The 5,495-nt window shown below is 71.6% G+C and carries 4 protein-coding genes and 2 pseudogenes; 4 read left to right on the forward strand and 2 right to left on the reverse strand.

Going from position 1 to position 5,495, the window contains the following annotated elements; genetic code table 11:
* Positions 1 to 36 precede the first annotated feature (36 nt).
* Both ABTZ89_RS35020 and ABTZ89_RS35025 read right to left on the reverse strand, forming a co-directional pair.
* Positions 37 to 162: pseudogene (locus ABTZ89_RS35020) on the reverse strand (response regulator transcription factor); the annotation flags it as partial.
* Between the two features lie 67 nt (positions 163 to 229).
* Positions 230 to 673 (reverse strand): annotated as a pseudogene (locus ABTZ89_RS35025) (IclR family transcriptional regulator); the annotation flags it as partial.
* A gap of 120 nt (positions 674 to 793) precedes the next feature.
* Here ABTZ89_RS35025 and ABTZ89_RS35030 point away from each other — a divergent pair.
* Genes ABTZ89_RS35030 through ABTZ89_RS35045 form a run of 4 tightly spaced genes read left to right on the forward strand, consistent with a single transcriptional unit; the run spans position 794 to position 5,377 of the window.
* Positions 794 to 1,327 (forward strand): thioesterase family protein, encoded by a 534-nt coding sequence (locus ABTZ89_RS35030; protein ID WP_351053040.1) that lies wholly within the window; start codon positions 794 to 796, stop codon positions 1,325 to 1,327.
* Between the two features lie 9 nt (positions 1,328 to 1,336).
* Positions 1,337 to 2,497, forward strand: coding sequence for an acyl-CoA dehydrogenase family protein (locus ABTZ89_RS35035; RefSeq protein WP_351053043.1), 1,161 nt, complete (start codon positions 1,337 to 1,339; stop codon positions 2,495 to 2,497).
* A gap of 16 nt (positions 2,498 to 2,513) precedes the next feature.
* Positions 2,514 to 4,595 carry an acetate--CoA ligase family protein gene (locus ABTZ89_RS35040; protein ID WP_351053046.1) on the forward strand — a complete coding sequence of 694 codons (2,082 nt, stop codon included), beginning with the start codon at positions 2,514 to 2,516 and terminating at the stop codon, positions 4,593 to 4,595.
* Positions 4,592 to 5,377: an enoyl-CoA hydratase-related protein gene (locus ABTZ89_RS35045; RefSeq protein ID WP_351053049.1), complete on the forward strand. Its 786-nt coding sequence runs from the start codon at positions 4,592 to 4,594 to the stop codon at positions 5,375 to 5,377. The genes ABTZ89_RS35040 and ABTZ89_RS35045 overlap by 4 nt, the downstream gene beginning before the upstream one ends.
* Positions 5,378 to 5,495: the final 118 nt, after the last annotated feature.

Consider the following 5,495-nt stretch of genomic DNA (forward strand, 5'->3'; position numbering starts at 1 on the left):
GCGGGGGGGGCGCCTCGGCCGAGGCGCCCCGCACCGTCAGATCCAGCCCTCCTGCCAGGCCTTTCGGGCGGCTTCGTGCCGGGTCGAGACGCCCAGCTTCGTCATCGCAGAGGAGAGGTAGTTGCGGACCGTGCCCGGGGCGAGGTGGACCGCCGTCGCGATGGTGGCGAGACTCGACCTCGTCGTCCGGGAGCCAGGCCAGGAACGCCTTGCCCGCCGAGGTCGCGTGGATCGGCACCTGCCTGCCGAGCCAGCGGGCGCTGAGCACCACCGGCGGCGCCACTTCGTCCACGTAGGTCAGGCCGAGGTGTTGCACCACGGCGAGATTGGCGGTTTCGCCGGTCTCTCGGCTGAGCCGCTCCAGGACGTCGTGCGCGCGGCGCACCAGTCCGTCGACGCCCGCGGTGGCGGCCATCCGGCTGATCGCGAAGCCGATCGAGTAGCGGTTGGTCAGCGGGTTCCGCTCGACCAGCCCGTGGTGCTCCATGGTGGCCAGCAGTCGCCACGCCGTGGCCCGGTTGAGGTCGCACTCGGCGGCGAGTTCGGCCGCCGGTCGTCCCTCCGGGGCGCTCGACGAGACCGCGTTGAGCAGCGCGACGGCGCGGTCCAGGGACTGCACGCGCCCGGTCGAAGAACGGGGTTCGTCCTGGTTGCGGGCCGTTTCGACACTCATGACCCCACCCTAGTCCGCCCGGCCGCGGCGATCGGCCGGTCGGGTGGGCGGCCTTGACTGGGTCGCCATCGACACCTAGCGTCGCACATCACGAACAGCCAACGCACATTGTGAGACGACATGGAGCGAGTGGTCACCCCCTACGAAGGCAGCGGGCACCGGCCCTGGGACGACGCCGCGGAGATCCCGGCGCCGCTGCGGCTGCACCGGACGCCGGTCAGCCCGAGCTGGGTTGATTACAACGGCCACATGAGCGAGTCCTGCTACTTGCTCGTGTTCGGCGACAGCTCGGACGCGTTCTTCCGCTACCTCGGAATCGACGAGCAGTACCGGGAAAGCGGCCGTTCTCTGTACACAGTGGAGACCCACATCCACAACCGGCGCGAGGCCGCCGAAGGCGAACCGCTGGAGCTGAGCCTGCGCGTGCTCGACCACGACGCCAAGCGGGTGCACGTGTTCCACGAGATGCACCACGGCGAAACCGGCGCGCTGCTGGCCACGGCCGAGCAGCTGCTGGTCCACGTGGACACGAACCTCGGCCGCTCCAGCGAAATGCCGGACGAGATCCAGCACCGCCTGACGGCGATCCAACGAGCGCACGCGGCCCTACCGATTCCCCGAACAGTGGGCCGCCCCATGGGCATCCGACGCTGAGGAGCAGACGTGGACTTCGAGCTGACCGCCGAACAGCAGATGATCGTCGACACCGTGCGCAAGTTCGTCGCCGCCGAACTGGAGCCGCACGAGGACGAGGTCGAGCGCCTCGACGAGGTACCGGCCGAACTCGCCGAGCGGATCCGGGCCAGGGCGTTGGAGGCCGGTCTGTACGCCGCGAACATGCCCGCCGAACTCGGCGGCGGCGGCCTGGACGCCACCGGCGTCACGCTGGTCGAGCGCGAACTCGGCCGCACCAGCTACGCGCTGCAGATGCTCGTCGCCCGGCCGAGCAACATCCTGCAGGCGTGCGAGGGCGAGCAGCGCGAGCGCTACCTGCTGCCCGCCATCCGCGGCGAGCGCCACGACTGCCTGGCCATGACCGAACCCGGCGCGGGCTCGGACGTGCGGTCCATGACGACCCGCGCGGTCCGCGACGGCGGTGATTACGTGCTCAACGGGACCAAGCACTTCATCAGCCACGCCGACACCTCCGACTTCGTCGTGCTGTTCGCCGCCACCGGCGTCGAGGAGACCCCGCGCGGTCCGAAGAACCTGATCACCGCGCTCCTGGTGGACCTCGACGCCCCCGGGCTGGAGGTCCGGCGCGGCTCGGCGTGCGTGTCGCACCGCGGCTACCACCAGTGCGAACTGGTCTTCACCGACTGCCGGATCCCCGCTGCGCAGCGGCTCGGCGAGGAGGGCGCCGGCTTCGAGCTGATGGGCGAGTGGCTGGGCGCGAGCCGGCTCAGCGTCGCGGCGACCAGCGTCGGCCGCGGTCGGCGGGTGCTGGAGATGGCCACCCGGTGGGCCGCGGAGCGGCAGCAGTTCGGCCAGCCGATCGGCAAGTTCCAGGGCATCGGGTTCCCGCTCGCGGACATGGCCACCGAGCTCGACGCGGCCGAGCTGCTCACCCTGCGGGCGGCGGCGAAGCTGGACGCCGGCGGCATGTCCGACCAGGAAGCGGCGATGGCCAAGCTGTTCGCCTCCGAGGCGCTGGGCCGGATCACCGACCGCGCGCTGCAGATCTTCGGCGGCATGGGGCTGATGGCCGAGCTGCCGATCGAGCGGTTCTGGCGGGACGCCCGGGTCGAGCGGATCTGGGACGGCACCAGCGAGATCCAGCGGCACATCATCTCCCGTTCCCTGCTGCGCCCGCTCGGCGCCTGACCCCGGCGGGTGCGTCGTGAGCGTCGAATCCACGTCTGTTTCCCCTGCCCGCCAGCGGAACCTGCGCCGACTGCTGGCGCCCGAGCACGTCGCCGTCTTCGGCGGGGACGCCGCGGCCGAGGCGATCCGGCAGTGCCGCCGCATCGGCTTCGCCGGCCAGGTCTGGCCGGTCCACCCGCACCGCACCGAGATCGAGGGCCTGCGCTGCTACCGCAGTGCCGCTGAACTCCCCGAGGCGCCCGACGCGGCTTTCGTCGCCGTGCCGAAGGAAGCGACGATCGGCGTGGTAGCCGACCTGGCCGCGCGCGGTACCGGGGGAGTGGTGTGCCACGCCTCCGGCTTCGCCGAGCACGGCCCGGACGGCTCTGCGCTGCAAGAGTCCTTAGTGGACGCCGCAGCCGGGATGCCGCTGATCGGGCCGAACTGCATCGGCCTGCTCAACTACCTCGACGGCGCCGCGCTGTGGCCGGACCAGCACGGCGGCCGCCGAGTGGAGCGCGGCGTCGCGGTGCTCACGCAGAGCGGCAACATCGGCCAGAACCTCACCATGCAGCGCCGTTCGCTGCCGCTGGCCCAGCTGATCACCCTCGGGAACGGCGCCGTGACGGGCGCCGCTGAGCTGGTCGACGCGCTGCTCGAGGATCCCCGCATCACCGCGATCGGCCTGCACCTCGAAGGCGTGGACGACGTCGCAGCCCTGTCCCGGGTGGGCCTGCGGGCGCTGCGCGCGGGGATCCCGGTCGTGGTGCTGAAGTCCGGCAGCTCCGAGCTCGGCGCGCAGGCCAACCTCAGCCACACCAGCTCCCTGGCGGGTTCGGACGTGCTCTGCGACGCGCTGTTCCGGCGGCTCGGCATGGCCAGGGTGCACCGCGTGGAGACCTTCGTGGAGGCGCTGAAGTTCCTGCACGTGCACGGCCCGCTGGCCGGTACCCGGATCGCCTCGGCCAGCTGTTCCGGCGGCGAGGCGGCCCTGGTCGCCGACCTCGCCGAGCGGCGCGGACTGGACCTCCCACCGTTTCCGGACGGCACCGGACGGCAGTTGCAGCGGCTGCTCGGCGACCGGGTCGCGGTGGCCAACCCGCTGGACTACCACACCTACATCTGGGGTGATCGACCAGCGCAAACGGCCTGCTTCGCGGAACTCCTCGGCGCCGGGTTCGACGCCCACCTGCTGCTGGTCGACTTCCCCCGCGAGGACCGCTGCGCCGACGGCCCGTGGGTGACCACAGTGGACGCTTTCCTCGCCGCGCACCGGCAGGTGGGTTCGCCTGCGTGCGTGGTGAGCTCCCTGCCGGAAGGGCTCCCGGAACAGGTCGGGGAGCGGCTGCTGGCGGAGGGAATGGCCCCGATGCAGGGCGTGGCGGACTGCCTCGCGGCCATCTCCGCAGCGGCCGAAATCGGTGCTGCGCAACGGAGATCGGACGCGACGGCGCCGCTGGAGATCCCGGTCGAAGTCGTCGGCGAGCCGCACCAGCTCGACGAGCGGGCGGGCAAGCGGGCGCTGTCCGCATCCGGGGTCGCGACCCCGGAAGGTGCTCTGACCAGCGCGGATGACGCGCCGGAGGCCGCCGCCCGAATCGGCTTCCCGGTGGTGGTCAAGGCGGTGTCGGCCGATCTGGCGCACAAGACCGAAGCCGGTGGCGTGCGGGTCGGGCTGACCAGCGGGGAGCAGGTGCGCGACGCGGTGGCCGACATGGCCGGGCTGACCGATGCGTTCCTGGTCGAGCGCATGGTCGAGGGCGCGGTCGCCGAGCTGATCGTCGGCGTCCGCCGCGATCCGCAGTTCGGCCTGTCGCTCACGATCGGCGCGGGCGGCGTGCTCGTCGAGCTCGTGCGCGATTCGGTCACGCTGCTGCTCCCGGCGACCCGCGAGCAGATCGCCGACGCCCTGCGCGACCTGCGGATCTGGCCGCTGCTGGCGGGCTTTCGAGGACCGGCCGCCGACGTGCCCGCGGTGGTGGACGCGATCACCGCGATCGCCGAGCACGCGCGCGGCGACGACGCGCTGCTCGAACTGGATGTGAACCCCCTGCTGGCGACGCCGCGGGGAGCGGTGGCGGTGGACGTGCTGATCCGCCGCGCGAAGGAGGACGGATGACCGATCAGGTGCGGACGGACGTCGACGGCGGGGTGCTGACGGTGACCCTGGACCGGCCGAAGGCCAACGCCATCGACGTCGCCACCAGCCAGGCGCTCCACGAGGCTTTCGACCGCCTCCAGCGGGACGATTCGCTGCGCGTCGCGGTGCTGACCGGCGAGGGCGAGCGGTTCTTCTCGGCGGGCTGGGACCTGAAGGCCGCGGCGGAGGGCGAGGCCATCGACGCCGACCACGGGCCGGGCGGCTTCGCCGGTCTCACCGAGTTCTTCGACCTGGACAAGCCGGTGATCGCCGCGGTCAACGGGCTGGCCCTGGGCGGCGGCTTCGAGCTCGCGCTGGCCGCGGACCTGATCATCGCCGCCGAGCACGCGGAGTTCGCGCTCACCGAGGTGACCCTGGGCATGGTCGCCGATTCCGGAGGAGTGCTCCGGCTGCCCGAGCGCCTGCCGCAGGCGGTGGCGGCGGAGCTGCTGCTCACCGGCCGCCGCATGACCGCGGCGGAAGCGGAGCGGTGGGGACTGGTGAACCGCGTGGTCCCAGCTGGCGACCTGCTCGGTGCTGCGATGGAACTGGCTCACCGGATCTGCGGCTCGGCGCCCTTGGCGATCGCCGCGGTGAAGGAGATCGTGCGCTGCACCGCCGCCCTGGACGTCGAGTCCGGCTACCGCCTGATGCGCAGCGGTGACCTGCCGAACTACCAGGCGATGCTCCGCTCCGAAGACGCGCAGGAGGGTCCCCGGGCCTTCGCTGAGAAGCGGAGTCCGAAGTGGACAGGACGCTGAGCGGTGCGTGCGGTATCCGGGCGAAAGACCCCCCGCCCCACCACCACGGCAAAAACCAAATCAGAAAAACACTCAAAAAAAGATTTAAGGACGAAAACCTGTAAAGGGTGATAAGAGA

This window comes from Saccharopolyspora sp. NPDC002686, assembly GCF_040295745.1.
In the GTDB taxonomy this organism is placed as follows: Bacteria; Actinomycetota; Actinomycetes; order Mycobacteriales; family Pseudonocardiaceae; genus Saccharopolyspora; species Saccharopolyspora oryzae.